The organism is Pseudoruegeria aquimaris (assembly GCF_900172235.1).
Classification (GTDB): domain Bacteria; phylum Pseudomonadota; class Alphaproteobacteria; order Rhodobacterales; family Rhodobacteraceae; genus Pseudoruegeria; species Pseudoruegeria aquimaris.
This window is the reverse complement of record NZ_FWFQ01000009.1, coordinates 24,701-49,256: the sequence shown is the minus strand read 5'-3', so window position 1 is coordinate 49,256 and position 24,556 is coordinate 24,701. Positions and strand designations below refer to the sequence as shown.

Here is a 24,556-nt window from a genome sequence, read left to right as displayed (position 1 = left end):
CCGGGCCGGCTGCCTGTCTCGAAAAAAGCCGGGGGCTGCCGCAAGGCGGGCGGGCGCGGGCGGCCTCAGCCCTTGGGCATCTTGAGGGTGATGTTGCGGCCGCTCTTGATGTAGCGCAATTCGCTGGAGCCGATGGAGGCCACCTGGCCGCCGTCGACGCGATCACCGACCTTCACCTTCACGTAGCGCCCGCTGGAGAGCCGGATCAGCGCCCGGCGGTTCTTGTCAGAGCCGTAGACGCCGATCAGGTTGATCTTGCCGAGGTTCATCGCGTTCTTGAGTGTCGCCTGCTGTGCCACGCTTGCTGCCGTCTTCGTCTTCGAATTGATCTCCTGACGGGACAACCGTTGCCCCGTCGTCCTGCCGCCGGTCTCCTCCGCGCCCGTCTCGGCTTGCGGAGCGGGTTTCGGAGCCGGTTTGGGGGCCGGCGCCGTCGCGGTGGGGGCGACAGCCGCCACGCGGCGCGTCTCGATCTCGGGGCGCGGGCGCGGCAGCGGGGAACGGGCTACAGCACGTTCGGTGGGAAGGTCAAACGCATCGGCTTCGGCCTCGGCGGCCTCTTGCGCATCCGCCAGCGCGGCAGCCACGGCGAGGGCATCGTTCGGGCGCGGCACGGGGCGCAGCGTGGCGAGCTGGGCCAGGGTGCGGCCGCCCAGCCGGTTGCGCTCGTCGTTTTCCACGAGATCGGCGGGCCGGGCCGCCGGGCGGAAGCCCGCGAGCGGATCGGCCTCGGCCAGAAGATCAACGGGGGCAAGGCCTTCGGGGCGCGGGGTCGAGGGGCGCGGTGGCGCGCCGGCGAAGACACGGACACCGTCGGGCGTCAGCGCGCCTTCGGTCGTGGGCACGACCCAGCCGTTCTCGTCCAGCGCGAACTGCGTGGCCGCATCGGCCGGGTTGCTGCGCGCGGCGAGCGGGGCATCGGTTTCAAAGGAGTCGATCCCGGGCAGGGCCACGGCGTCGGAGCCCTCCGTCTGCGGGTCGATCGAAGCGATGTAGAGCGAATCGGTGGAGCCTGGCCCCTGAAGCAGGTTCAGCCGCGGGCCCTCGGCCTCGGCAAGCGGGGCGCCTGCCGTTTCGGGCCCGGCCTCCTGTGCCGGCGGCGCGGCGGCGGCGTCATCGGCCGGGGCCGCCGCGTCCGGCGCCTCCTGCAGCAGCACCGGGGCGCTTGCCTCGGGCAGGCTGGCCAGCACCACCGGATCCGGCCCGGCGGTCTCACCGGAGCCATCCCCGGCGGGGGCGGCGGCGCTTTCGGTCTCGGCCCCTTCCACGAGGGCCGGCTCCAGCAGGGCCGCGCCGTCGGACTCGGGCAGAGCGGCGAGATCGATGTTGGCCGTTTCGTCGGCGGGCGTCTGCGCCGCCGTCGGGGCCTCCACGCGCAGCATGTCCACGGCGGCGGGGGCGTTCAGGAAGCGGACGCCGACCAGCAGCAGCGCCACGCAGGCCGCGAGCCCGGCGATGGGCAGCAGCTTGCGGCCGAGGCCCGATCGCGCTTCGCCGGCCGCAGGGAAGGCGGGCAGGGGGAAGGGGTCGTCGGGCTTGCGAAGGGGCTGCGGGGCCTCCTGCGGGGCAAGATCATCCTGCGCCGCCACCAGCGCCACATCGGCGGTGGCCGTGACGGAGGGCGCGGGTGTCGGCGCGGGGGCCGGTGTGGCGATGGGTGCGGCGGGCGTCAGGCTCTCCGCGGCCCGCACGAAGGCGGGCACGCCGGCTTCCGCATCGTCCGCGGCCTCCTCCCCCGGCTGCGGCGCGGAGGCATCGCCGCCGGACGCTTCGGGCGCGGGGTCCGCGGGGGCCTCCGCCACGAAGGAAAACCGCGGGGCGAGCGAGGCTGCGAGGGCCTGGACCTCGGGCGAGGGGCCGGTGGCCGTGTCCGGCGCCGGAACGTCCTCCGCGTCCGGGGGGGGCGTGGGATCTTTGGTGTCTGCAGGATCTTGTTGCTCGGTCGGCGGCTCAGGCTCTGCCTGCGGGGCCGGCTTGGCCGCCGGGGCCGAGGGTGCCGCCGGTTCGTGCGGCAGGATGCGGATCGCCTCGGGGTCCCGCTCCACCACCAGATCGGCGGGGCGGGTGTGGGGCAGGCCGAAGAAGGGCTCGCCGTCGAAGGCGCCGGCCTCGGGAATGGCCACGAAACAGGCGGGCGGGAAGTTGTGCTCCAGCGCGAACCCCTCGGCTTCGCGCAGCGTCATCTGCGCCACCGCCGCCACCTGCGCGCGCTCCCCCTTGAGCCGCCAGTCGAACGCCAGTTCGTCCACCGAATAGGGGGTGAGGCCCTCCAGCGCGGCGCGGATCTGCACGAGACGCTCCGCATCCGTGGGGCCGGGGGCCTCCACCTCGGTGTAGAGCACTTCGGAATTGGGGATCACCAGCTTGCAGAGGAAGGGCGCATAGGGCTGGCGCCGCGCCTTGGCGCGCAACGCCTTCAGATCGTCGCCCAGCCTGCTGGAGGCCAGCGAGGCGTCGCCCAGCACGTGCCAGCCGCCATCGGCCCGTTTCAGCAGGCTGATGCCGGTGTGCGACAGGTTGAGAGCGAAGCCGGGCAACATGCACAAATCCTACCATGAAAGGAACGCTGCCCAGAAGATGCCATCGCGCCGGCGGGCCGGAAAGGCAAGATTTCGCGCATCCGGCAAAATCTTCTGCGCGCGCGCCGTGGGCTGCGTATGTGTTGGAGGCAAGATCTGCATCCAACGGAAGGAAACCCGATGCGCAAGCTGTTGATGACACTGCCTTTCCTGCTGCCGCTGCCTGCACTGGCGCAGGAGGCGCCCCGCCAGATCACCGTCACGGCGGAGGGGCAGGTGACGGCGGCACCCGACATGGCCACGGTCACGCTCGGGGTGATCACGGAAGGCGAGACGGGCGCGCAGGCGCTGGCTGCCAATTCCGAACGCATGACGCGGGTGCTGGCGGCGCTCGAAGCCGACGGCATCGCGCCCGCCGACATGCAGACGAGCGGGCTCTCCGTGTCGCCGCGCTGGCGGCAGGCGACCGCGGCCGGCCAGCGGGAGATCACCGGCTTCGTGGCCAGCAACATGGTGACGGTGCGGGTGCGCGAACTAGGGGCCCTGGGCGGGGTGCTGGACGGGGTGATGAAACAGGGCGGCAACAGCTTCAGGGGGGTGCAGTTCGGGCTGGCCGACGGCAGCGCGCTGATGGACGAGGCCCGCCGTGCGGCCGTGGCCGAGGCGCGGGCGCGGGCCGCGCTCTATGCCGAGGCCGCGGGCGTGGATCTCGGCGATCTGCTGTCGCTGTCGGAGGCGGGCAGCTACCGGCCGCAGCCGCGCATGATGGAAGCCGCCATGGCGCGCGACAGCGTTCCGATCGCGGAAGGCGAGCTGACGCTTTCGGCCACGGTGACCTTGGTCTACGAGATCAAGGACGCCGAATAACTGTATGCCTGAAAACGAAAAAGCCCCGCTCTCGCGGGGCTTTGCCTTGCCGGGTCCGGTCTGGTCCGGCCTGGCCTGGTCTGGTTCCGGGAGGGGGCCGATCAGCCCGCGGCCTTCGCCAGCGCCTGTTCGAGATCGGCGATGATGTCGTCGGCGTCCTCGATGCCGATGGAGAGGCGCACCACGTTGGGCACGGCGCCCGCGGCTTCCTGCTGCTCCGGCGAAAGCTGCCGGTGCGTGGTGGAGGCCGAGTGGATGATCAGCGAGCGCGCATCGCCGAGGTTGGCCACGTGGGAGAACAGCTCGAGGCTGTCCACCAGCTTGACGCAGGCGTCATAGCCGCCCTTCAGCGCCACGGTGAACAGCGCGCCGGCCCCGCGCGGGCAGATCCGCTTGGCGCGCTCGGCGTAGGGCGAGGAGGGCAGGCCGGCGTAGGTGACCTTCTCCACCGCCGGGTGGGCCTCCAGCCAGGCGGCCACTTTCTGTGCGTTCTCCACGTGCTTCTGCATCCGCAGCGAAAGCGTTTCGATCCCCATGAGCGTGTAGTGGGCGCCCTGCGGGTTCATCGTCATGCCCAGATCGCGCAGCCCCACGGCGATGGAGTGGAAGGTGAAGGCCATCGGCCCGAGGGCCTCGTGGAAGGTGAGCCCGTGATAGGCGGGCTCGGGCTCGCTCAGGGAGGGGAACTTGCCGGAGGCCGACCAGTCGAACTTGCCGGAGTCCACGATGCAGCCGCCGGTGACGGTGCCGTTGCCGGTGAGATACTTGGTGGTGGAATGCACCACCAGCGTCGCGCCGTGCTTGATCGGGTTGCAGAGGTAGGGCGAGGCCGAGGTGTTGTCCACGATCAGCGGCAGCCCGGCCTCGTCGGCGATGGCGGAGATCGCGTCCAGATCGGTGATGTAGCCGCCCGGGTTGGCGATGGATTCGCAGAAGATCGCGCGGGTGTCGTCATCGATGGCGGCGCGCAGGGCGTCGTGATCCTCGAAATCCACGAAGGTGCAGGACCAGCCGAAGCGCTTGATCGTCTGCGAGAACTGGGTGACCGTCCCGCCGTAAAGCCTTGTGGATGCGACGATATTCCTGCCCGGCCCCATGAGCGGGAAGAGCGCCATGATCTGGGCCGCGTGGCCGGAGGAGCAGCAGACGGCCCCCGCGCCGCCTTCCAGCGCGCAGATCCGTTCGGCCAGCGCGGCCACGGTGGGATTGGTCAGGCGGGAATAGATGTAGCCCACTTCCTGGAGGTTGAAGAGCGCGGCGGCGTGCTCGGCGTCGCGGAACACGTAGGCCGTCGTCTGGTAGATCGGCACCTGCCGGGCGCCGGTGGCCGGATCGGGCGTTGCGCCGGCGTGGATCTGGAGGGTGTCAAAGCCCTGCGGCTTGGGTTCGCTCATGAAATTGGTCTCCCGGATGAAATGTCGCCGGCCACGTTAGGGCAAGGCCTCGGCCCCGACAACATTCAAACCCGCCAACGCGTGAATCCGGCAAGCCTGGCCGCTTGCGCTTGACCTTCGCCCGGCGCGGATGTTCAAAAAGGGAAAGCCCCAGCGCAGGAACGGAGTCAGCAATGAGCCGCAAAGCCTTCATCAGCCTCGGAATTCTCGCCGCCCTGGCGGCCTGTTCGAGCAATTCGCAGATCCCCAACTCGAACCCCGACGCCGTGAATCGCAGCCGCAACGGCGCGCCGCAGGTGCTGGCCGTCGTGGACATGCCGGCCTTCTGCCGGGGCGCCGTCTCCGACACCACCACCGTGGATGCCACCTCGATCCGCACCACCGAAGCCGCGCTCATCGACGGCCGCTACGAGGTGAACGTGACGGTGCCGCGGGGCGAAGAGATCTTCGAGTACTACCAATGCACCTTCGGCGGCGACGGCAGCTTCCAGCAGATGGTGCCGACCGGCGCGCCGGGGGTGGCGGAAGAGCCGCTCCTCTGAGGGGCGGCTCCGGCGCCTGACTAGCGCATCCAGAAATTCGCGCGCTTGATCTGGTTGCGGATCGCCTGCTCCCTGTGGGGCAGGTTTTCGCGGTCGAACATGGCACGCACCTTCTGGCCGCGGCCCTGGTAGATCATCCGCAGCATCGGCTCGTATTTCTTGAGCACTTTCTTGAGCTTGTTGGGCGCGGCAACGGTTTCCAGCGTGGTGATCACGCGATCGTCCTCGCGGGCGTAGGCCAGCGGCAGCACCCGGTAGTGGCAGGTGATCTCGCCGTCCAGCAGCCCCGCGGGGATGGTGTCGCGCCCGCCGCCGAAGCTGTGGATCACCAGCGGCAGCGCCACCTGATCGAGCCAGGGATCGAGCGACTGGCAGACGAGTTCTTCCGGGGCGTCGTCGCGGATCGCCAGCGCGTATTCGAGGAAGCGTTCGCCGAAGGCCTTCGGGCAGCGGTGGAAGAACCAGCCGGCGTTGAAATAGAGGTAGCGCTCCCAGAATTCATCGGGCTTGGAGAGATCCAGCGAGCTTTCGAAATCCAGCCCGAACTTGTCGTAGAGCGATTTCCAGATCTGGGTGTAGCCGGGGCCGTAGAGCTCGATCGTGGGCCAGCTGCCCTCGCGGCGCATCGAGGCCGAGGGGCGGTCGAAATCGAAGGGCACGCGCGACAGCGGGCCGGTGAACAGCGTGTCGGTGTCGAAGAAGACGAAGGGCTCGCCTTCGGGCAGCGCCAAGAGCCCCTCGATCTTGTTGCCGTAGGGGTAGGATTCGCCGAAGTGGCGGTTCTCGAAGGGCAGGATCTCGGCGCCGTATTCCCCGGTCATCAGCGCGCGCACGTCCTCGTCGCGGATGCGCGGATCGCTCCACCACCTGTCGGTCTTCTGCGGCTCCAGCACGAAGAGCTTTCCCTCGAAATCGGGATTGTGGGCGCGAAAGGAGGCGAGGAACAGCAGGGCTTCGTATTGCAACCGCCCCGATTGGCCCACGATGGCCACGTTGCAGCTTTGGCTTTTTCCGTCGGTCTCTGTCATGCTGGCACTGCTCGTCCGATAGGTTTTGACGGGACTATACGTGCTCCGTGCTCCCGTCTGAAGCCGTATTCGGGCCGCGACCCGCAGATTGTGCGGGTCAATTGCAAGGAACCGGGAGGAGACCGCCATGCGCGCCAGTCTGACCCTTCTGCTGCTCGCCGCCGCCCCGGCGCAGGCGCAGAATTTCACCACCGCCGCCGAGGTGCGCCCCATCCTTGAGGCCACCAGGGCGGGGTGGATCGCCCTGCGGGAGTTCGACGGGCGGGATCTGCTCTACTTCACCCATCTCGAAGCCTGGCGCTGCGGGCTCTCGGGCATCGAATACGCGGTGAACGGCGGCGAGATGCAGGCGTGGGAGGTGGAACCCTGCTACGAGGGCGAGGCCCAGCCCAATGCCATCCGCGCCGAGGGGCGGCAGCCCTACACGGGCTTCGGCCTGGGCAGCGTGCAGTCGGTGGACGTGCGCGTCACCTTCGACGACGGCACCGTGGCCGAGGCCAGCTACACGCGCGATGCGGTGATGATGCCCTGAGCGGCGCGATTACAGGTTGCGCCGGGGCCGCCTTTGCGCCTTTCATGCGCGAAAGCCCTTTCAGGGGGCAGAACAGACCACCCAGAGCACCGAGGAGCCCCGCCATGGAACTGAGCGACGAAATCCGCATCAACGCGCCGCTGCAAACCGTCTACGCCGCGCTCAATGACATCGAGGTGCTGAAGCAATGCATCCCCGGCTGCGAGGAACTCACCGAGGTGGGCGAGGATCAGCTGGAGGCCAAGGTCGTTCTGAAGATCGGCCCGGTGAAGGCCAAGTTCGGCGGCGAGGTCACGCTGGACAGGGAGGGCGCGCCGCATGCCTTCTCGCTGGCCGGGCAGGGCAACGGGGGCGCGGCCGGTTTCGCCAAGGGCGGCGCGGACGTGGTGCTTGAGGAAGACGGCGAGGCCACGATCCTGCGCTACACCGCCAAGGCCGACGTGGGCGGCAAGATCGCCCAACTCGGAAGCCGCCTGATCCAGAGCACCGCCAAGAAGCTTTCGGGCAAGTTCTTCCAGAGCTTCGCGGAGGTCGTCGAGGCGGCCTGAGGCCGGCCCGGCGGCCGCGCCGGCGGCGCGGGAACGTTCGGGAGGGTGCCGCGCGGGCGGCCACCTGCTGGGTCAGCCCAGCAGTTCGCCCAGCTTGCGCGCCTGCATCACGTTGCCGGAGATCTTGATCTTGCCGAGCATGAAGGCCTTGGCCGGGTTCACCTCGCCCTTGATCAGGCCGATGAAGGTTTCGCTCTTCATCGTCAGCGTGCAGTCGGCCGGCCCGTCCTCTTCGCGGGCGCCCGACTGGTCCACCAGCACGGTGCCTTCGGGGAAGACGAACTTGAAGCTCGCGTCGATTTCCTTGCCGCCGAGGTTCTTGTTGAAACCGTTCACGACCTTCTCGATGAATTCCGACATGCGCGCAGGGTGTCCTTTGTTTGAGCGTGTTTCGATCTATGCCATGCGCGTGGCGCGCTGTCAGCAGCGAGAAGTGCTGCGGCGGTGTCCGGGGTGGGGGCAGCCCGGATTCCATGCAAGCTTTTTCTGGATTTAGCGACGCAACGTCCTTTTTCTTTGAACATCTTAGCACGCGAAACGACGTTGCGTGACTTGACGCGCGCGGCAGCTTTTCGCCTTGAAAACGCCCCCCGGCGATCTGTCATATACAGGCAGGAAAGCCATGAGCGCCGGCACATGGCAGGGAGGACGCACTACCGGGCTTCCCGTGGCTGAGTCGGCGCGACCGCGAATTTTGGGAGAGACCAATGCCGACCTACAACGCACCGACCCGTGATCTTCAGTTCGTCCTGCACGATGTGCTGAAAGTGCACGAAAGCCCCATTCCGGGCTTCGACGAACTGGCCGAGGATTTCACCGGCGCCGTGCTGGAAGAAGCCGCCAAGATCAGCCGCGACGTGCTGGCCCCGCTCAACGTGGTGGGCGACAAGGAAGGCTGCAAGCTGGAGAACGGCGTGGTGAAAACGCCCACCGGCTTCAAGGAGGCCTTCGACCAGGTGCGCCTCGGTGGCTGGTACGGCATGGACATGGATCCGGAATACGGCGGCCAGGGCATGCCGATCGTGCTCAACACCGCCATCGGCGAGATGATGTCCGCGGCCAACATGGCCTTCGCCATGTACGGCGGCCTGACCCACGGTGCGGCCTCCGCGATCTACGCCCACGGCACCGAGCAGCAGAAACGCACCTACCTGCCGAAGATGGCCACCTGCGACTGGACGGGCACCATGAACCTGACGGAGCCCCACTGCGGCACCGATCTGGGCCTGATGCGCACCAAGGCGGAGCCGCAGCCCGACGGCACCTACAAGATTTCCGGCCAGAAGATCTTCATCTCCGCCGGCGAGCACGACATGAGCGAGAACATCATCCACCTGGTGCTCGCCAAGATCGTGGGCGGCCCGGAGGGCATCAAGGGTGTCTCGCTCTTCATCGTGCCGAAATACATGGTCAACGAAGACGGCTCCCTCGGTGAGCGCAACGGCGTCTCCGTGGGCAACATCGAAGAAAAGATGGGCATCCACGGCAACTCCACCTGCGTGATGAACTACGACGGCGCCACCGGCTTCCTGCTCGGCCAGGAGCACAAGGGGATGCGCGCGATGTTCACCATGATGAACGAAGCGCGCCTCGGCGTCGGCATGCAGGGCCTCGCCCAGGCCTCCGTGGCCTACGAGAACGCCGTGGCCTACGCCAAGGATCGCCTGCAGGGCCGCGCCGTGACCGGCGCCAAGAACCCGGACGGCCCGGCCGATCCGCTGATCGTGCACCCCGACATCCGCCGCTCGCTGATGGACCAGAAGAGCTTCGTCGAGGGTGGCCGCGCCTTCATGCTCTGGTCGGCCATGCAGATCGACAAGGCCCACCGCGCCGGCGACAAGGACGCCGACGGGCTGATCTCGCTGCTGACTCCGGTGGTGAAGGGCTTCCTGACCGACATCGGCTTCGACATGACGATCCAGGCCCAGCAGGTCTACGGCGGCCACGGCTACATCGAGGAATGGGGGATGTCCCAGTTCGCCCGCGATGCCCGGATCGCCATGATCTACGAAGGCGCCAACGGCGTGCAGGCGCTCGATCTCGTGGGCCGCAAGCTGGCCGCGGACGGCGGCAAGCCGGCCATGGCCTTCTTCGAGATGGTCAAGGGCTTCATCGCCGAGAACAAGGACGACGAGGCGATGAAGGATTTCATCGAGCCGCTGAAGGATGCGAGCAAGGATCTGCAGGCCTGCATGATGTATTTCATGCAGAACGGCATGAAGAACCCGAACGCCGCGCTGGCCGGGTCCACCGACTTCCTGCATCTCTTCGGCTACGTCTGCCTCGGCCTGATGTGGGGTCAGATGGCGAAGGCCGCCAACACCGCGCTGGCCGCGGGCACCTCGGATGAAGCCTTCTACCGCAACAAGCTGGTGACGGGCCGCTACTTCATGGCCCGCATGATGCCGGCCACCAAGATGCACCGCGCCCGCATCGAGAGCGGCCCGGAGACCGTGATGGCGCTGGACGCGGAGGCGTTCTGATGCTGGGCACTCTGTCATCTCCGTGGATGACGGAGGAGCACGCGATGCTGGGCGAGATGACCGCCCAGTTCATCGCCGAACGCTGGGCCCCGAAGTTCGAGGCCTGGCGCAAGGCCGGGATGATGGACCGCGAAAGCTGGAACGAGGCAGGGGAGCTTGGGCTCCTCTGTGCCTCGGTGCCCGAGGAATACGGCGGCGCCGGGGGTGATTTCGGCCATGAGGCCGTGATCACCATCGAAAGCGGCCGCGGCAACATCGCCAGCTGGGGCAACCCGATCCATTCCGCGATCGTGGCCCATTACATCACCGCCTACGGCACCGAGGATCAGAAGCGGCGCTGGCTGCCGAAGATGGCCACGGGCGAGCTCGTCGCCGCGCTGGCCATGACGGAGCCGGGCGCGGGCAGCGATCTTCAGGCGATGAAGACGAAGGCCGTCAAGGACGGCAACGTCTACAGGCTCTCGGGCCAGAAGACCTTCATCACCAACGGCCAGCACGCGGATCTGATCCTCGTGGCCTGCAAGACCGATCCCAACGAGCGCGCCAGGGGCATCTCGCTGATGATGGTCGAAGCAGCCGAGGCCGAGGGCCGGGGGTTCACCCGCGGCCGCAACCTCGACAAGGTGGGCATGAAGGCCGCCGACACGAGCGAGCTGTTCTTCGATGACGTGGAGCTGCGCCCGGACAACCTGCTTGGCCTTGAAGAGGGCAAGGGCTTCTACCAGATGATGGAGCAGCTTCCGCAGGAACGCCTCGTGATCGCCGCCGGTGCCATCGGCGCGATGGAAGGCGCGGTGGAGCGCACGATCGCCTATTGCAAGGAGCGCGAAGCCTTCGGCGGAAACCTCATGCAGTTCCAGAACACCCGCTTCAAGCTGGCCGAGTGCAAGACCCGCACGATGGCGGCCCGCAGCTTCTTCGATGCCTGCATGGTGGCCCACCTGCAGGGCAAGCTCGACGTCGCCACCGCGGCGGCCTGCAAATACTGGGTGACCGACGAGCAGAACGCCGTGATCGACGAATGCGTGCAGCTGCACGGCGGCTATGGTTACATGACGGAATACCCGGTGGCCGAAATGTGGACGGACGCCCGCGTGCAGCGGATCTACGGCGGCACGAACGAAATCATGAAGGAACTGGTCGCGCGCGACCTGTGAACATGTTCGGCGGCCCGCCGCAGGGCCGCCAGATGGAAAGATCCAAATTGGAAGGGAGGACGTGATGTCCGAAGCCTATATCTACGATGCCATTCGCTCCCCGCGGGGCAAGGGGCGGCCTGACGGCAGCCTGCACGAGGTGACCTCCGTGGCGCTGGGCGCCAAGGTGCTCAACACCCTCAAGGAGCGCAACAACCTCGATACCAAATCCGTCGAGGACGTGATCTGGGGCAACGTCACCCAGGTGGGTGAGAACGGCGCCTGCCTCGCGCGCGCCACGGTGCTCTACTCCGATTTCGACGAGCAGGTGCCCGGCCTCTCGATCAACCGTTTCTGCGCGTCCGGCATGGAAGCCGTGAACCTCGCCGCCAACCAGGTGAAGGGCGGGGCCGGTGAAGCCTACATCGCCGGCGGCGTCGAGATGATGGGCCGCGTGGCCATGGGCTCCGATGGCGGTGCCATGGCGGTGGATCCCTATCTCGCCCAGAAGACCTATTTCGTGCCGCAGGGCATCTCCTCGGACATCATCGCCACCGAATACGGCTTCTCGCGCGAAGACTGCGATCTCTACTCGGTGGAGTCCCAGAAGCGCGCCGCGAAGGCCTGGGAAGAAGGCCGTTTCGCCAAGTCCGTCGTGCCGATCAAGGACGACTGCGGCCTGACGATCCTGGACCACGACGAATACATGCGCCCGGGCACCGACATGCAGTCCCTCGGCGGGCTGAAACCGGCCTTCGCCGAGATGGGCACCGTGATGCCGGGGTTCGACAACCTCGTCACCATGAAATACCCGCACCTCGAAAAGGTGAACCACGTGCACCACGCCGGGAACTCCTCGGGCATCGTGGACGGCGCCGCGGCGCTGCTGATCGGCTCCAAGGAATACGGCGAGAAATACGGCCTGAAGCCGCGCGCCAAGATCACCTACACCGGCAAGATCGGCACCGATCCGACGATGAACCTCACCGGCCCCGTGCCGATGACGGAAAAGCTGCTGCGTGAAACCGGCATGGGCATCAACGACATCGACCTGTTCGAGGTCAACGAGGCCTTCGCCGCCGTGGTGCTGCGCTTCATGCAGGCCTTCGACGTGGATCACGACAAGGTCAACGTGAACGGCGGCGCCATCGCCATGGGCCACCCGCTGGGCGCGACCGGCGCGATGATCATCGGCACGCTGCTCGACGAGCTGGAGCGCACCGGCAAGGGCGTCGGCATGGCCACGCTCTGCGTCGCCGCCGGCATGGGCGCCGCCACCGTCATCGAGCGCGTGTGATCCGATCATGGGCGTGATCGACAAGGGCAAGGCACCGCTGAAGACGGGCTCCATCTATCCGGCACCCTATGCCGCGATGATGGCGGGCCGTTCTTCGCTGCGGCTCGGGGAGGCCGGGGGGCTGACGCAGTTCGGCGTCAACCTCGTGCGGCTCGCACCGGGCGCGATGTCTTCCCTGCGCCACTGGCACCACCGCGAGGACGAATTCGTGATGGTGACGGAGGGCGTCTGCACGCTCGTGATGGACGAAGGCGAAACAGAGATGGCCGCGGGCGCATGCGCCGCTTTCCCGGCTGGCGTTGCCAACGGCCATCATTTCATCAACCGCACGGATCAGGAGGCGGCGTTTCTCGTGGTGGGCTCCAGGATGGACCCAGAGCGCGCAACCTACTCCGACATCGACCTTGAGGTTTTCATCGAAGGGGGCAGGGCCCGCTTCACCCGCAAGGACGGATCGCCCTACGAGGGAGAAGAAGAATGACCGATTTTCACTTTGACGTAGATGCCGACGGCATCGCCACCATCACCTGGGATTGCGAAGGCAAATCCATGAACGTGGGCTCCGAGGAAGGGCTCGCCGAACTGGATGCGCACATCGAGAAGGTGCTCTCGGACGACGCCATCAAAGGCGCCGTGATCACCACCGGCAAGAAGGATTTCGCCGCCGGGATGGATCTGAACGTTCTGGCCAAGATGAAAACCGCCAACGCCGAGAACCCGGCGCAGGGCGTGTTTGATGGCACGATGAAGATCCACCACCTGTTCCGCAAGATCGAGCTCGCGGGCATGGACAAGAAGACGAAGAAGGGCGGCAAGCCGATCGTGGCCGCGATCAAGGGCACGGCGCTGGGCCTCGGGCTCGAGCTGCCGCTGGCCACGCACCGCATCTTCGCCGCCGAAGGCAAGGGCCGCATCGGCCTGCCGGAAATCATGGTCGGCATCTTCCCCGGCGGCGGCGGCACCGTGCGCCTGACCAAGAAGCTGGGCGCGATGAACGCCTCCTCCCTGATCCTCGAAGGCAAGGCGCTGGATCCGAAGAAGGCCAAGGCGCTGGGCGTGATCGAGGAGGTGGTGCCGGAGGAGGAGCTGATCTCCGCCGCCAAGGAATGGGTCAAGAACGCCAAGGACAGCGACCTCGTGAAGCCCTGGGATGCCAAGGGCTACAAGATGCCCGGCGGCGCGCCCTACCACCCGGCCGGCTTCATGACATACGTGGGCATGTCCGCCATCGTGCAGAGCAAGACGCAGGGCGCCTACCCGGCCGCCAAGGCGGCCATTCAGGTGATGTATGAAGCGGCGCAGGTGCCCACCGAGGTGGCGCTGAAGATCGAGGCCCGCCAGTTCACCAAGGTTCTGATGAACCCGTCCTCCGCCGCCATGATCCGCTCGCTCTTCATCAACAAGGGCGCGCTGGAAAAAGGCGCCGTGCGCCCCGAGGGCGTGGCCGACATGCGCGTCAGGAAGCTCGGCGTGCTGGGCGCCGGCATGATGGGCGCGGGCATCGCCTACGTCTCCGCCAACGCCGGCATCGAGGTGGTGCTGCTGGACATGAAGCAGGAGGCCGCCGACAAGGGCAAGGCCCATGCCGAAAGCATCCTGGACGGTGGCATCAAGCGCAAGAAGATCACCGAGGAGAAGAAGGCCGAGGTTCTGGGCCGCATCACCGCGACCGACAACTACGACGATCTCAAGGGCTGCGACCTGATCGTGGAAGCCGTCTTCGAGGACGTGGACGTGAAGGCCGGCGTGACGAAGGAAGCCGAGGCACGCCTCGATGCCGACGCGATCTTCGCCACCAACACCTCCACCCTGCCGATCACCGAACTGGCGAAAGCGTCGCGCAACGATGAGCGCTTCATCGGCATCCACTTCTTCTCGCCCGTGCACAAGATGAACCTCGTGGAGATCATCAAGGGCGCGAAGACCGGGCCGGAAGCCGTGGCCAAGGCGCTGGATTTCGTGCGCCAGATCAAGAAGACGCCGATCGTGGTGAACGACGAGCGCTTCTTCTACGCCAACCGCTGCATCATCCCCTACATCAACGAGGGTGTGCGCATGGTGGCCGAGGGCGTGTGCCCGGCGGTGATCGAGAACGCGGCGAAACAGCTGGGCATGCCGCTCGGCCCGCTGCAGCTGACCGACGAGACCTCCATCGATCTCGGCGTGAAGATCGCCAAGGCCACCAAGGCCGCGATGGGCGATGCCTACCCGGAAAGCCCTTCCGATGACGTGCTGTTCAAGCTCTTCGAGGAAGGCCGCCTGGGCCGCAAGGCCAATGCCGGCTTCTACAACTACGACGAGAAGGGCAAGCGCGGCTTCCTCTGGGAAGGTCTCGCCGAAAACTGGCCGGTGGCCAAGGAGCAGCCGAGCTTCACGGACGTGCAGCACCGCCTCGCCATGGCGCAGACGCTGGAAGCCGTCCGCGCGCTGGAAAGCGGCGTGCTGGAAGACATCCGCGAAGGCGACGTGGGCGCGATCCTCGGCTGGGGCTTCATGCCCTGGTCCGGCGGTCCGTTCAGCTGGCTCGACATCCTCGGCGCCGAGAAGGCCGTGGAGATCACGGACTACCTGACCGCCACCTACGGCGAGCGCTTCCAGACCCCGGCGCTGCTGCGCGAGATGGCGGAGAAGGGCGAAAGCTTCTACACCCGCTTCGACAAGACGGCGCAGGCCGCCTGATCGGGCTTAAGTCACTGAAAAGAAAAGCCGGCCTTTCGGGGCCGGCTTTTTTGTGTGCCGAGAGGGCAGCATAGACCCGCGGGGGAAGGCTTCCTGGCGTGCCGCCGGGCGTAGTCATCCTTGAAAGGCTACACCGGGGCGTAGCCCCGGTTCGCCCCCGACCCGCCCCCCAGGGCGGGGGCGAAATCGCCCCACCCTCGGGCCGGGGGCGAACCTTCGTTTTACTCGGCAGCTTTGGGCGCATAGCTCTCTGGCCGCAAGGTTCCGGGCCGGCCCGGCAAATCCAGCGCGGTTTCGCTGGGCGCGGTGCGGGCGATCACCTTGCCCTTGCGCACCACCGAAAGCCGCGTGGCGCGCAGGCGGATGGCTTCGATCGGATCGGCGGCCTGAAGGATGTTTAAGCTCGCATCGCAGCCCGCTTCCAGCCCGTAGCCTTCCAGCCCCATGGCTTTGGCGGAGTTCACCGTCACCGCGTCAAAGCACCAGCGCATGTCGGCGCGGCTGGAAAGCTGGCCCACGTGCAGCCCCATGAAGGCGACGTCCAGCATGTCGGCCGTGCCCAGCGAATACCACGGATCCATCACGCAATCGGAGCCGAAGCCCACGTTGATCCCGGCATCGCGAAGCTCGCGCACGCGGGTCTGGCCGCGCCGCTTGGGGTAGGTGTCGTGCCGGCCCTGCAGCATGATGTTGATCAGCGGGTTGGGGATCGCGTGCATCCCGCTTTCCGCGATCAGCGGGATCAGCTTGGAGACGTAGTAATTGTCCATCGAGTGCATGGATGTCAGGTGGCTGCCGGCCACGCGCCCCTGCAGGCCAAGGCGGATGGTTTCGGCCGCCAGCGTCTCCACATGGCGGCTCATGGGATCGTCGGTTTCGTCGCAATGCATGTCCACCATCAGCCCGCGCTCCGCCGCGATCTCGCACAGCAGGCGCACGCTTTCGGCGCCTTGCTCCATGGTGCGCTCGAAATGGGGGATGCCGCCGACGATCTCCACCCCCATGTCCAGCGCGCGGATCAGGTTGGCATGGGCCGTAGGATCGCGCAGCACGCCGTCCTGCGGGAAGGCGACGAGTTGCAGATCGAGGTAGGGTTTGATCGCCTCGCGCACCTCCAGAAGCGCCTGCACGCCTTTGAGCTCGTCATCGCAGATGTCCACATGGGTGCGGATCGCGCCCATGCCCTTGGAGACGGCCAGATCGCAGTAGCGCAAGGCGCGGGCGATGATCTGATCGATGCTCTGCACCGGCTTCAACTCGCCCCAGAGCGCGATGCCCTCCAGCAGCGTGCCGGAGGCGTTGAGCCGGGGCGTGCCCAAGGACAGCGTGGCGTCCATGTGGAAATGCGGATCCACGAAGGGGGGAGCGACGAGGAGGCCGGCGGCATCGATGATTTCGCCCGCTTCCTGGGGCAGGTCCGGCGCAATTGCGGTGATCTTGCCGTTTGTGCAGGCGATGGACTGGCCCGTGCGCCCGTCCGGCAGGGTGGCGTTGGTGATCAGGAGGTCGAACATGTCTGGGCGCTCTCGAAACGGTAGGGCGGTCCCCGGCCGCGGGTGAGGGGCTGAAAGCCCCCGCCCGTGGGGGCGGCCGGGGGCTGCCCGGCTTCGCCGGGCGGTGGATCTGGGCTACCGCTGCCCCTTGAACCAGGGCTGCAGCAGCGCGCGGGGATAATCGGCCTTTCGGGCCACCAGCACCAGCGCGATGATCGAGAGCACGTAGGGCGTCATCAGGAAGACCTGGCTCGGCACCACCGCACCCGCCTCGGTCTGCAGCCGCACCTGCAGCGCGTCGAACATGCCGAAGAGGATCGCGCCGAAGAGCGCGCGGCCCGGGCGCCAGCTTGCGAAGATCACCAGCGCGATGCAGATCCATCCGCGCCCGTTGACCATGCCGAAGAAGAAGGCGTCAAAGGCGCTCATCGTCAGGAAGGCCCCGCCGATCGCCATCAGCGCCGAGCCCGCCATCACCGCGCCGAAACGCAAGCCATAGACGGAGAGGCCCTGCGCATTCACCGCGTCCGGATTGTCGCCCACCGCCTTCAGCGCCACCCCCAGCGGTGTGCGCGCCAAGAGCCACCAGACGGCGAGCACGGTGAAGAGCGCAAGCCATGTGAGCGCGGTCTGGCCGAAGAACACCGGCCCGATGAAGGGGATGTCGCTCACCACGGGCCAGTCCAGCGGCTGGAAGGGGGTGATGCGCGGCGGCGAGGTCACGTCGGGCAGGGCGGTGCGGTAGAGGAAATAGCTCGATGATGTCGCCAGCATGGTGATGCCGAGGCCCGAAACGTGCTGCGAGAGCCCCAGCGGCACGGTGAGCGTGGCGTGCAGCGCACCGAAAAAGGCCCCGGCGCAGGCGGCCGCGCCCACGCCCAGCCAGAGCGGCGCACCCAGCCAGACGGCCATCCAGCCTGCCATGGCCCCGGCGGCGAAGATGCCTTCGATGCCCAGGTTCAGCACGCCCGCGCGCTCGCAGAGCAGCGCCCCCATGACGCCGAAGATCAGCGGCGTGGCGATGCGCAGGGAGGCCGCCCAGAAGCTTTCGGAAAGGAAGATCTGCAGGATGTCCATCATGCCGCCGCTCCTTGGCCGAAGCGGATGCGGAAACGCCCGAAGAAGCCGCCCACGATCACGCAGATCAGCGAGAGCGCCACGGTGAGATCGGCCAGGTAGCTCGAAACGCCCATGGCGCGGCTCATGCTGTCCGCGCCCACGAAGACCGAGGCGATGAAGAGGGCGGAGATCACCACGCCCACCGGCGAAAGCCCGGCCAGCATGGCGACGACGATACCGGTGTAGCCGAAGCCCGGCGAGAGATCCGCCGTCAGGTAGCCCTTCAGCCCGGCCACCTCGGAAACGCCCGCCAGCCCCGCCAGCGCGCCGGAGATCATGGCCACGCCCATCAGCGTGCGGTTCACGTTGATCCCGGCATGGCGCGCGGCGGCCGGGTTCGCGCCCACCGCGCGCACGCGAAAGCCCCAGGTGGAGCGCGTCAGCATCACCTGCGCCACCACCGCGCAGACGAGCGCGAGGATCAGCCCGGAATGGATGCGGGTTTTCTCGATCAGCTTGGGCAGGGCGGCGGAGTCGAGGATCGGCTCGGACTGCGGCCAGCCCAGCCCCATCGGATCCTTGAACGGGCCCTCCAGCATCATCTGCACGAAGATCAGGATAATGAAGTTCAGCAGAAGCGAGGTGACGACCTCATCGGCCCCGAAGCGCGTGCGCAGGTAGGCGGGGCCGACCATGCCCAGCCCGCCCGCCACGGCGCCGGCGAAGATCACCAGCGGGATCATCAGCACCTGCGGGCCGTCGATCATGCCGGTGCCGACCCAGACGGCCGCCAGCGCGCCGAGGTAGAGCTGGCCTTCCGCGCCGATGTTCCAGAGCCGCGCCTGGAAGGCGATGGCGGCGGCCAGGCCGGTGAAGATCAGGGGCGTGGCGCGCGTCAGCATCTCGGTGAAGGCGAAGCGGGAGCCGAAGACGCCCTGCCACATCTGCTGGTAGGCTGCGCCGATGTCGGCCCCGGCGAAGGCCAGCGGGATCGCCGCCAGCGCCAGCGCCACCAGCGCGCTTGCCACCGGAATAAGGAGCCCGATCAAGGGGTTCTGCGATTGTCTTGGTTCGATCTGCATCAGGCTGCCTGCCCCGCCATCAAAAGGCCGATCGCCGCGCGATCGCGGCTGTCGGTCTCGATCAGCTGGCCGGAATGCATCACGAGGATGCGGTCCGCCAGTTGAAGGATTTCATCGAGATCCTCGGAAATCAGGATCACGCCTGCGCCCTCGCGGCGCGCTGCAAGCAGGCGGCGCCCCACCTCACCGGCGGCCCCGAAATCGAGCCCCCGCGTGGGCTGGTTGGCGAGGATCAGCTTGGGCGCGCGGTCCAGTACGCGGGCAAGGATCAGCTTCTGGATGTTGCCGCCCGACAGCAGCGTGGCGCGGGCCGAGATGCCGGGGCCGCGCACGTCGTATTCGCGCGAAAGCCGCTCGGCGTTGGCCTTCATCGCGGGCTTGTTCAGGAAGCCGCGGTTCTGGATCTCCGGGTCGTCCAGCCGCTCCAGAACCATGTTTTCGGCCACGCTCATGGCGGAGATCACCCCGTCGTGGTGGCGGTCCTCGGGGATGCGGCCCACGCCGGCCGCGATCATCGCCGCCGGGCTGGCGGCGGTCACGGGGGTGCCGTTGAGGATCACCGCGCCGCGCTCGGGCACCGCAAGGCCCGATATGATCTGTGCGAGCGCGGTCTGGCCGTTGCCGGAGACGCCGGCGATGCCCAGGATCTCGCCCTCGTGCAGGGTGAAGCTCGCCCCCTTGAGCCCGGCGCGCGCGCCTTCGCCGCGCAGGTGGACATCTTCGAAGGCGAGGATCGGCGCGCCCGGCACAAGGCTGTCGCGCTCGGGCTGCACGGTTTCGGCGCCCACCATCATCCGCGCGATGGCGGCGCGGTCGGCGTCTTCCGTGGCCATTTCGCCCACCTTCACCCCGTGGCGCAGCACCGCGATGCGGTCGGAAAAGCTCAAGACTTCCCGCATCTTGTGGGAAATGAAGATCACCGAGAGCCCGCGCTTCACGATCGCGGAGAGCGCGGCGAAGAGCCCGTCGGCCTCCTGCGGGGTGAGCACGGCGGTGGGCTCATCGAGAACGAGGATGCGGGTCTCGCGAAACAGCGCCTTCAGGATCTCGACGCGCTGGCGCTCGCCCACCGAAAGCTCGCCCACGCGCGCGCCCATCGGCACGTGCAGGCCGGTGTCCTCCATCAGCTTGCGCACCTTCTCGCGCGCGGCCTTCTGATCGCGGCGGAAGGCAAAGAGCGGCTCGGCGCCCAGCAGGATGTTGTCCACCACGTTCAGGTTCTCGGCCAGCGTGAAATGCTGGTGCACCATGCCGATCCCGGCATCGATGGCGGCCTGCGGATGGCCCGGCGGCAGCCGCAGCATGCCCCCCTTGAAATCGCTCACCTCCACGTGGCCCGCATCGGGCGTGTAGTGGCCGAAAAGCATGTTCATCAGCGTCGTCTTGCCCGCGCCGTTCTCGCCGAGCAGCGCCAGCACCTCGCCCCGGTGCAGGGTGAGGTTGATGTCATCTGCGGCCGTCACCGGGCCGAAACGTTTGGTAAGCCCGCGCAGGGCCAGGACGATCTCTTTCTCCATGGTGGGGAGCCGGGCCCCGTCGCCGGGGCCCGGCAGCGATCAGTTGGAGACGGGGGAGGCGTCGTTGACGTTCACGCGGAACATCCCGTCGAGGATCTCGCGCTCCTTCTCGGCCACCTTCTCGAGCACTTCCGCGGGCACCAGCTCCGGATCGGCGATCAGCGAGCCGCCGCCGTATTGCATGAAGCTGTATTGCCCGTAGTCGGCGGCCTCGAAGGTGCCCTGCGCCACGGCTTCGATGGCGCGGTTGATCGTGGGCTCCATGTGCCAGAGGGCCGAGGCGAGAATGGTGTCCGGGTAGTCCAGCGAGGTGTCGATCACGTTGCCGATGGCCTTCACGCCGCGCTCCACGGCGGCATCGGCCACGCCGAAGCGCTCGGCGTACATGATGTCGGCGCCGGCATCCATCATCGCGAAGGCCGCTTCCTTGGCCTTGGGCGGATCGTACCAGCTGTCGATGAAGTTCACGAGGAACTTCACGTCCGGGTTCACGTCCCGCGCGCCGTCCATGAAGGCGTGCATCAGCCGGTTCACCTCGGGGATGGCGTAGCCGCCGACCATGCCGATGGTGTTGCTCTCCGTCATCGCGCCCGCGATCATGCCGGTGAGGTAGGAGGGCTCGTGGATCCAGTTGTCGAACACGCTGAAGTTCGGCGCGACGGGGCCGAAGGAGGACCCCATCAGGAAGGCGGTCTCGGGGTAGTCGGCGGCCACGCTGCGGGCGGCGCGCTCAAGCCCGAAGACCTCGCCAACGATCAGCTGCTGGCCGGCCTCGGCGTATTCGCGCATCACCCGTTCGTAATCGGTGTTGGCGACGTTCTCGGAGTAGACGTATTCGATTGCCCCGCCTTCGGCGGCGGCGTTGAGCGCCTTGTGGATGCGGCTGATCCACTGCTGCTCCACCGGCAGCGTGTAGATGGCGGCGACCTTGATCTTCTCGGCGGCGGCGACGCCCGCGGCCAGCCCGGCCGTGGCGACGACGACGGCGCCCAGCACCGCCCGGCGGCTCCAGATCGTGAAATGTGACATGGCAGATTCCCCGTTGATTATGCGTTCAGCTATGGGGGCAGGCTGCCTATTCTCTGACCATTCGGTCAAGGTTTATCCGATGCCGCTTGTCGCGGCTTTGCGCAGGTCGCTGAAAAGCGTCCATTTTTTCAGCGCTTGGCCGGAGCGGCTGCCCTTGGCGTAGCGGAAGCTTTGCGCCAGTATCCGCCGCGATGGTCTCCGCTTGGGGGCAGAGTCGGGCAGGGCAGACAGGGGGGGCATGCCATGAACACAGCGCAGATGCGGGCGCGGGCCGAGGCGATTTTTCAGGCGGGGGTGAAGGCAGCCGATCCCTTTGCCGCCGTGACGGAGGCGCTCTCCGAGGCCCCGGTCGCCGCGCCGGGCGCGGGCGGGCGCACGCTCGTCGTGGCCGTGGGCAAGGCGGCGATGCGCATGGCGGAGGCGGCGATGGCCCATGTGCCCGCGCCGCGCGAGGTGCTCGTCGTCACCAACTACGAGAACGCCGGCGTGCTGGAGGGGGCGCAGGTCTTCGCGGCCGGCCACCCGGTGCCGGACGAAGGTGGCGCCAAGGCGAGCGCCGCGGTGCTTGCGGCGCTGGAGGCGCTGGGGCCGCAGGATCGCGTGCTGGCGCTGATCAGCGGCGGAGGCTCCGCGCTCCTGCCCGCGCCGGTGGCCGGGGTGAGCCTGGCCGACAAGGCCGAGGTGAACCGGCTTCTGCTGGCCAGCGGCGCCGACATCGGCGAGATGAACCTCGTGCGTCAGCAGCTTTCGCGGCTGAAGGGCGGGGGGCTGAGCGGCGCCGCCGCGCCCGCGCCGGTGCGCGCGCTGATCCTGTCGGACGTGGTGGGCGATGATCTGCGCGTGATCGCCTCGGGCCCCACCGTGGCGCCGATCGGCACGCGGGCGCAGGCCATGGCGATCCTGAAGGCGCGCGGCGTCTGGGCGAAGCTGCCCGAGGCGGTGCGCGAGCACCTGGAGACGCTGGACGCCGCCAATGCCCCGCCGCGGGCGGACAATACCCTCGTCGGCTCCAACGCGATCAGCCTCGCGGCGATGACGGCGGCGGCCGGCGCGGAGGCGATCCAGCACGAACCGGCGCTGGTGGGCGACGTGGCGAAAGCGGCCGCGCGGGTGATGGCGGAGGCGGATCGGCCCGGCATCCATCTCTTCGGCGGCGAAACGACGGTGGTGCTCAAGGGCAAGGGGCTTGGCGGGCGCAACCAGGAACTCGCGCTGCGCGTGGCCCTGCTGGCGGAGCAGGCGGGCTGGCCCGAGGGCAGCTGGGTGTTTCTTTCGGGCGGCACCGACGGGCGCGACGGCCCCTGCGACGCGGCGGGCGCCGTGGTGGACGGCGGCACGCTGGCCCGGATGCGCGCGGCGGGGGTGGAGCCGCAAGCCCGGCTCGACGACAACGACAGCTACCACGCGCTGCAGGCGTCCGGCGATCTGCTGATGACGGGCGCGACGGGCACCAACGTTGCGGATTTGCAGGTGTTGATAAGGGTTTAGGCCAATTGTTTGCTCCGCCTGAACCGTAGCGCCGCTTCCGCGGGGTGGCGCAGTTGCGCTCCAATCATGGAAAGCGAACTAGTCCACCGGCAACCCGCTCGGCACCCGTTCAGGCCGCCCCAGCGGGCGCTTCAGAGCGGTTTCGCCGGTGAGCGCATGCAGGAAGGCGACCAGATCGGCGATCTGATCCTCGCTCAGGCGCAGGGGCTCGATGTCGAGCGCCGCGGCTTGGCGCGCCATCTCGCGGCTGTCGCTGCGGATCACGAAATCGATGGCCGAGAGCCAGGGGGCCTCGGGCAGTCGGGCGTCGGCTTCCTTCCAGGCGGCGCGGGCGGCTTCCGGATCGCTGTGGTGGCGCACCATCTGCTCCAGCGTGGCGTAAGCGCCGTTGTGGCCGTAGGGCGCGGTGAGCGCGACGTTGCGCAAAGACGGCGTGCGGAAGCGGTAGGCGTCTTCCAGGTCATCGGTGGCGCCCATGCGGCCCACGTCGCGCGGGATCGGATCGAAGCGCCGGGTGCGGCCGGGGCCGAAGGCGGGCAGGCCGAGGGCGCGGAAGCCCTGGTCGGTGAAGCGCGGCCCCGCGTGGCAGCCCGAACAGCCCGCCTCGCCGAAGAACAGCTTGCGGCCGCGCTCCTGCGCGTCGTCCAAAGCTGAAGTGTCGCCTGCAAGCCATTGATCGAACGGGGAATCATAGCTCTGCCACTCCGTTCCTTCAAAGGCGGCGATGGCATTGGCGATCTCCACGATCGTCACCTGTTCCGGGCGGTCGATATGGTCGAAAGCCTCCACGAACATGCGGCCGTATTCGGGGATCGTGCGCACGCGTTTGGCGATGATCGGCCAGGCGGCGTCGATGCGGTCGTGGACGGCGCCGGCGACCTCGTTCTCCTTCGGGTTTCCGGCCATCTCGAACTGCGCAACCATTGGGAAGACGGCCTGCGCGGCGAGGATGGTTTCCAGCCCCTGCGGCAGCCACTCCTCGGCCGGGGAGTCATAGCCGTTGCCGTAGAGATCGGAGATTTCGAGCCGTCCGTCATGGAACAGAACCCTCACCTCCTTGGCGCCGAGGTTCCAGAGCGCCGGCGCGTTGCGGGGCACCCGCTTCTTGATGCGGTCCTCGCCGGTGCCGGCGGTGCGCTCCGGCCCCAGCCCGACGCCGCCTTCACCGATCCCGAGCGAAAGCCCGTCGGTGCCCCCCAGATCGTGGTGGTGGCACGTCCCGCAGGAGATGTTGCGGTTGCCTGATAGGATCTTGTCGTAGAACAGCAACTGGCCGATCTTGGCTTTCTTGGGGTTGAATTCGATGAAATCTTCCGGCCCCAGGCGCTTTATTTCGCTGGCGGAAAGCGGTAGGCTGAGCCCAAGAAAACAAAGGAAAAACAGATGCGTAATACGTTTCTTGCCCTGCTTCTGATGGCTGCTCCGGCCTTTGCGGACATCGAGGAGGCGCGCGACATGATGGAGGCCGGCCAATTTGCCGAGGCGCGCGAGGCGCTCTGGCCCGCCGCGCGTTCCGGCAATGCCGACGCCGAGGAGCTGATCGGTGTCATGTATGCGCTCGGCCTCGGGGTGGAACAGGATTACGAGCGCGCGTTTGAATGGTATCTGCGCTCCGCCATGAAGGGCCACCCGGGGGCGCAGTCCGGTGTCGGCTGGTACTACGAGGTCGGCCTCGGGATGCCCGAGCCGGACCTGATGCGCGCCTACATGTGGTACGTGCTCAGCGCCATCGGCGGCGATCCCGACGCGGCGATCTCGCAGGAGGAAGTCGTGAAAAAGATGACGCAGGAGCAGATCGATAAGGCGCATGTTCTCGTGGATGACTACAGGGTTTGGATGTATCCGTTCCGGTAGGATTTTGCG

The 24,556-nt window shown here is 67.6% G+C and carries 21 protein-coding genes; 11 read left to right on the top strand and 10 right to left on the bottom strand.

Translation table 11 applies throughout. The features are described 5' to 3' along the window. Nucleotides 1-65: 65 nt before the first annotated feature. Nucleotides 66-2,540, bottom strand: a complete 2,475-nt coding sequence (locus PSA7680_RS07900) for a hypothetical protein (RefSeq protein WP_085868145.1) — start codon at nucleotides 2,538-2,540, stop codon at nucleotides 66-68. Between the two features lie 159 nt (nucleotides 2,541-2,699). Here PSA7680_RS07900 and PSA7680_RS07895 point away from each other — a divergent pair, with 159 nt between their 5' ends. After that, the gene (locus PSA7680_RS07895) at nucleotides 2,700-3,386 is read left to right on the top strand and encodes an SIMPL domain-containing protein (RefSeq protein ID WP_085868144.1); all 687 of its coding nucleotides are present in this window, start codon (nucleotides 2,700-2,702) and stop codon (nucleotides 3,384-3,386) included. Between the two features lie 101 nt (nucleotides 3,387-3,487). Here the strand turns inward: PSA7680_RS07895 and PSA7680_RS07890 are convergent, their stop codons facing one another. Continuing rightward, nucleotides 3,488-4,780, bottom strand: coding sequence for an O-acetylhomoserine aminocarboxypropyltransferase/cysteine synthase family protein (locus PSA7680_RS07890; protein ID WP_085868143.1), 1,293 nt, complete (start codon nucleotides 4,778-4,780; stop codon nucleotides 3,488-3,490). 173 nt (nucleotides 4,781-4,953) lie between these two features. Between PSA7680_RS07890 and PSA7680_RS07885 the strand changes: the two genes are divergently transcribed. Further along, complete coding sequence (locus tag PSA7680_RS07885; protein ID WP_085868141.1) at nucleotides 4,954-5,322, top strand: hypothetical protein; 369 nt, start codon at nucleotides 4,954-4,956, stop codon at nucleotides 5,320-5,322. A gap of 20 nt (nucleotides 5,323-5,342) precedes the next feature. On the opposite strand, the gene PSA7680_RS07880 is transcribed toward PSA7680_RS07885, so the two are convergent. After that, on the bottom strand, nucleotides 5,343-6,350 hold the full coding sequence (locus PSA7680_RS07880; protein ID WP_085868140.1) for a GT-B fold glycosyltransferase domain-containing protein: 1,008 nt from the start codon (nucleotides 6,348-6,350) through the stop codon (nucleotides 5,343-5,345). Between the two features lie 127 nt (nucleotides 6,351-6,477). On the opposite strand from PSA7680_RS07880, the gene PSA7680_RS07875 reads away from it, so the two are divergent. Both PSA7680_RS07875 and PSA7680_RS07870 read left to right on the top strand, forming a co-directional pair. Then, nucleotides 6,478-6,882 carry a hypothetical protein gene (locus PSA7680_RS07875; RefSeq protein ID WP_085868138.1) on the top strand — a complete coding sequence of 135 codons (405 nt, stop codon included), beginning with the start codon at nucleotides 6,478-6,480 and terminating at the stop codon, nucleotides 6,880-6,882. 104 nt (nucleotides 6,883-6,986) lie between these two features. Then, nucleotides 6,987-7,430: an SRPBCC family protein gene (locus PSA7680_RS07870; protein WP_085868136.1), complete on the top strand. Its 444-nt coding sequence runs from the start codon at nucleotides 6,987-6,989 to the stop codon at nucleotides 7,428-7,430. A gap of 72 nt (nucleotides 7,431-7,502) precedes the next feature. On the opposite strand, the gene PSA7680_RS07865 is transcribed toward PSA7680_RS07870, so the two are convergent. Continuing rightward, the gene (locus tag PSA7680_RS07865; RefSeq protein WP_085868135.1) at nucleotides 7,503-7,790 is read right to left on the bottom strand and encodes an SCP2 sterol-binding domain-containing protein; all 288 of its coding nucleotides are present in this window, start codon (nucleotides 7,788-7,790) and stop codon (nucleotides 7,503-7,505) included. A 347-nt stretch (nucleotides 7,791-8,137) separates the two neighbouring features. On the opposite strand from PSA7680_RS07865, the gene PSA7680_RS07860 reads away from it, so the two are divergent. The 5 genes from PSA7680_RS07860 (at nucleotide 8,138) to PSA7680_RS07840 (ending at nucleotide 15,025) form a co-directional block, all read left to right on the top strand. After that, nucleotides 8,138-9,913, top strand: coding sequence for an acyl-CoA dehydrogenase C-terminal domain-containing protein (locus PSA7680_RS07860; protein ID WP_085868134.1), 1,776 nt, complete (start codon nucleotides 8,138-8,140; stop codon nucleotides 9,911-9,913). Then, the gene (locus PSA7680_RS07855; RefSeq protein ID WP_085868133.1) at nucleotides 9,913-11,070 is read left to right on the top strand and encodes an acyl-CoA dehydrogenase family protein; all 1,158 of its coding nucleotides are present in this window, start codon (nucleotides 9,913-9,915) and stop codon (nucleotides 11,068-11,070) included. Before PSA7680_RS07860 ends, PSA7680_RS07855 begins: the two co-directional genes overlap by 1 nt. Nucleotides 11,071-11,134: 64 nt before the next feature. Next, a complete protein-coding gene (locus tag PSA7680_RS07850) occupies nucleotides 11,135-12,346 on the top strand; it encodes an acetyl-CoA C-acetyltransferase (RefSeq protein WP_085868132.1) in 1,212 nt (403 codons plus the stop codon). A 7-nt stretch (nucleotides 12,347-12,353) separates the two neighbouring features. Beyond that, nucleotides 12,354-12,827 carry a cupin domain-containing protein gene (locus PSA7680_RS07845; protein WP_085868130.1) on the top strand — a complete coding sequence of 158 codons (474 nt, stop codon included), beginning with the start codon at nucleotides 12,354-12,356 and terminating at the stop codon, nucleotides 12,825-12,827. After that, on the top strand, nucleotides 12,824-15,025 hold the full coding sequence (locus PSA7680_RS07840; RefSeq protein ID WP_085868129.1) for a 3-hydroxyacyl-CoA dehydrogenase NAD-binding domain-containing protein: 2,202 nt from the start codon (nucleotides 12,824-12,826) through the stop codon (nucleotides 15,023-15,025). The genes PSA7680_RS07845 and PSA7680_RS07840 overlap by 4 nt, the downstream gene beginning before the upstream one ends. Before the next feature lie 221 nt (nucleotides 15,026-15,246). Here the strand turns inward: PSA7680_RS07840 and PSA7680_RS07835 are convergent, their stop codons facing one another. From PSA7680_RS07835 to PSA7680_RS07815, 5 genes are all read right to left on the bottom strand, one after another. Next, nucleotides 15,247-16,539, bottom strand: coding sequence for an amidohydrolase family protein (locus tag PSA7680_RS07835; protein WP_085868128.1), 1,293 nt, complete (start codon nucleotides 16,537-16,539; stop codon nucleotides 15,247-15,249). Between the two features lie 114 nt (nucleotides 16,540-16,653). After that, nucleotides 16,654-17,595 carry an ABC transporter permease gene (locus tag PSA7680_RS07830; protein ID WP_085868240.1) on the bottom strand — a complete coding sequence of 314 codons (942 nt, stop codon included), beginning with the start codon at nucleotides 17,593-17,595 and terminating at the stop codon, nucleotides 16,654-16,656. After that, the gene (locus PSA7680_RS07825) at nucleotides 17,595-18,659 is read right to left on the bottom strand and encodes an ABC transporter permease (RefSeq protein ID WP_217808325.1); all 1,065 of its coding nucleotides are present in this window, start codon (nucleotides 18,657-18,659) and stop codon (nucleotides 17,595-17,597) included. Before PSA7680_RS07825 ends, PSA7680_RS07830 begins: the two co-directional genes overlap by 1 nt. Next, entirely contained in the window at nucleotides 18,659-20,176 is a 1,518-nt protein-coding gene (locus tag PSA7680_RS07820; RefSeq protein ID WP_085868125.1) for an ABC transporter ATP-binding protein, read from the bottom strand. The genes PSA7680_RS07825 and PSA7680_RS07820 overlap by 1 nt, the downstream gene beginning before the upstream one ends. Nucleotides 20,177-20,215: 39 nt before the next feature. Next, nucleotides 20,216-21,205, bottom strand: coding sequence for a BMP family protein (locus PSA7680_RS07815; protein WP_085868124.1), 990 nt, complete (start codon nucleotides 21,203-21,205; stop codon nucleotides 20,216-20,218). Nucleotides 21,206-21,448: 243 nt separating this feature from the next. On the opposite strand from PSA7680_RS07815, the gene PSA7680_RS07810 reads away from it, so the two are divergent. Next, on the top strand, nucleotides 21,449-22,693 hold the full coding sequence (locus PSA7680_RS07810) for a glycerate kinase type-2 family protein (protein WP_085868123.1): 1,245 nt from the start codon (nucleotides 21,449-21,451) through the stop codon (nucleotides 22,691-22,693). A gap of 78 nt (nucleotides 22,694-22,771) precedes the next feature. Here the strand turns inward: PSA7680_RS07810 and PSA7680_RS07805 are convergent, their stop codons facing one another. After that, entirely contained in the window at nucleotides 22,772-24,025 is a 1,254-nt protein-coding gene (locus tag PSA7680_RS07805; protein ID WP_245824524.1) for a cytochrome-c peroxidase, read from the bottom strand. Nucleotides 24,026-24,076: 51 nt separating this feature from the next. On the opposite strand from PSA7680_RS07805, the gene PSA7680_RS07800 reads away from it, so the two are divergent. Beyond that, the gene (locus PSA7680_RS07800) at nucleotides 24,077-24,547 is read left to right on the top strand and encodes a tetratricopeptide repeat protein (protein WP_085868122.1); all 471 of its coding nucleotides are present in this window, start codon (nucleotides 24,077-24,079) and stop codon (nucleotides 24,545-24,547) included. Nucleotides 24,548-24,556: the final 9 nt, after the last annotated feature.

Excerpts from the sequence above, each read along its gene's own strand:
- PSA7680_RS07860 (WP_085868134.1), top strand. The coding sequence starts at position 8,138 with ATGCCGACCTACAACGCACCGACCCGTGATCTTCAGTTCGTCCTGCAC.
- PSA7680_RS07835 (WP_085868128.1), bottom strand. The coding sequence starts at position 16,539 with ATGTTCGACCTCCTGATCACCAACGCCACCCTGCCGGACGGGCGCACG.
- PSA7680_RS07880 (WP_085868140.1), bottom strand. The coding sequence starts at position 6,350 with ATGACAGAGACCGACGGAAAAAGCCAAAGCTGCAACGTGGCCATCGTG.
- PSA7680_RS07900 (WP_085868145.1), bottom strand. The coding sequence starts at position 2,540 with ATGTTGCCCGGCTTCGCTCTCAACCTGTCGCACACCGGCATCAGCCTG.
- PSA7680_RS07895 (WP_085868144.1), top strand. The coding sequence starts at position 2,700 with ATGCGCAAGCTGTTGATGACACTGCCTTTCCTGCTGCCGCTGCCTGCA.
- PSA7680_RS07830 (WP_085868240.1), bottom strand. The coding sequence starts at position 17,595 with ATGGACATCCTGCAGATCTTCCTTTCCGAAAGCTTCTGGGCGGCCTCC.
- PSA7680_RS07870 (WP_085868136.1), top strand. The coding sequence starts at position 6,987 with ATGGAACTGAGCGACGAAATCCGCATCAACGCGCCGCTGCAAACCGTC.
- PSA7680_RS07875 (WP_085868138.1), top strand. The coding sequence starts at position 6,478 with ATGCGCGCCAGTCTGACCCTTCTGCTGCTCGCCGCCGCCCCGGCGCAG.
- PSA7680_RS07855 (WP_085868133.1), top strand. The coding sequence starts at position 9,913 with ATGCTGGGCACTCTGTCATCTCCGTGGATGACGGAGGAGCACGCGATG.
- PSA7680_RS07890 (WP_085868143.1), bottom strand. The coding sequence starts at position 4,780 with ATGAGCGAACCCAAGCCGCAGGGCTTTGACACCCTCCAGATCCACGCC.
- PSA7680_RS07850 (WP_085868132.1), top strand. The coding sequence starts at position 11,135 with ATGTCCGAAGCCTATATCTACGATGCCATTCGCTCCCCGCGGGGCAAG.
- PSA7680_RS07815 (WP_085868124.1), bottom strand. The coding sequence starts at position 21,205 with ATGTCACATTTCACGATCTGGAGCCGCCGGGCGGTGCTGGGCGCCGTC.
- PSA7680_RS07825 (WP_217808325.1), bottom strand. The coding sequence starts at position 18,659 with ATGCAGATCGAACCAAGACAATCGCAGAACCCCTTGATCGGGCTCCTT.
- PSA7680_RS07845 (WP_085868130.1), top strand. The coding sequence starts at position 12,354 with ATGGGCGTGATCGACAAGGGCAAGGCACCGCTGAAGACGGGCTCCATC.
- PSA7680_RS07820 (WP_085868125.1), bottom strand. The coding sequence starts at position 20,176 with ATGGAGAAAGAGATCGTCCTGGCCCTGCGCGGGCTTACCAAACGTTTC.
- PSA7680_RS07800 (WP_085868122.1), top strand. The coding sequence starts at position 24,077 with ATGCGTAATACGTTTCTTGCCCTGCTTCTGATGGCTGCTCCGGCCTTT.
- PSA7680_RS07865 (WP_085868135.1), bottom strand. The coding sequence starts at position 7,790 with ATGTCGGAATTCATCGAGAAGGTCGTGAACGGTTTCAACAAGAACCTC.
- PSA7680_RS07810 (WP_085868123.1), top strand. The coding sequence starts at position 21,449 with ATGAACACAGCGCAGATGCGGGCGCGGGCCGAGGCGATTTTTCAGGCG.
- PSA7680_RS07840 (WP_085868129.1), top strand. The coding sequence starts at position 12,824 with ATGACCGATTTTCACTTTGACGTAGATGCCGACGGCATCGCCACCATC.
- PSA7680_RS07885 (WP_085868141.1), top strand. The coding sequence starts at position 4,954 with ATGAGCCGCAAAGCCTTCATCAGCCTCGGAATTCTCGCCGCCCTGGCG.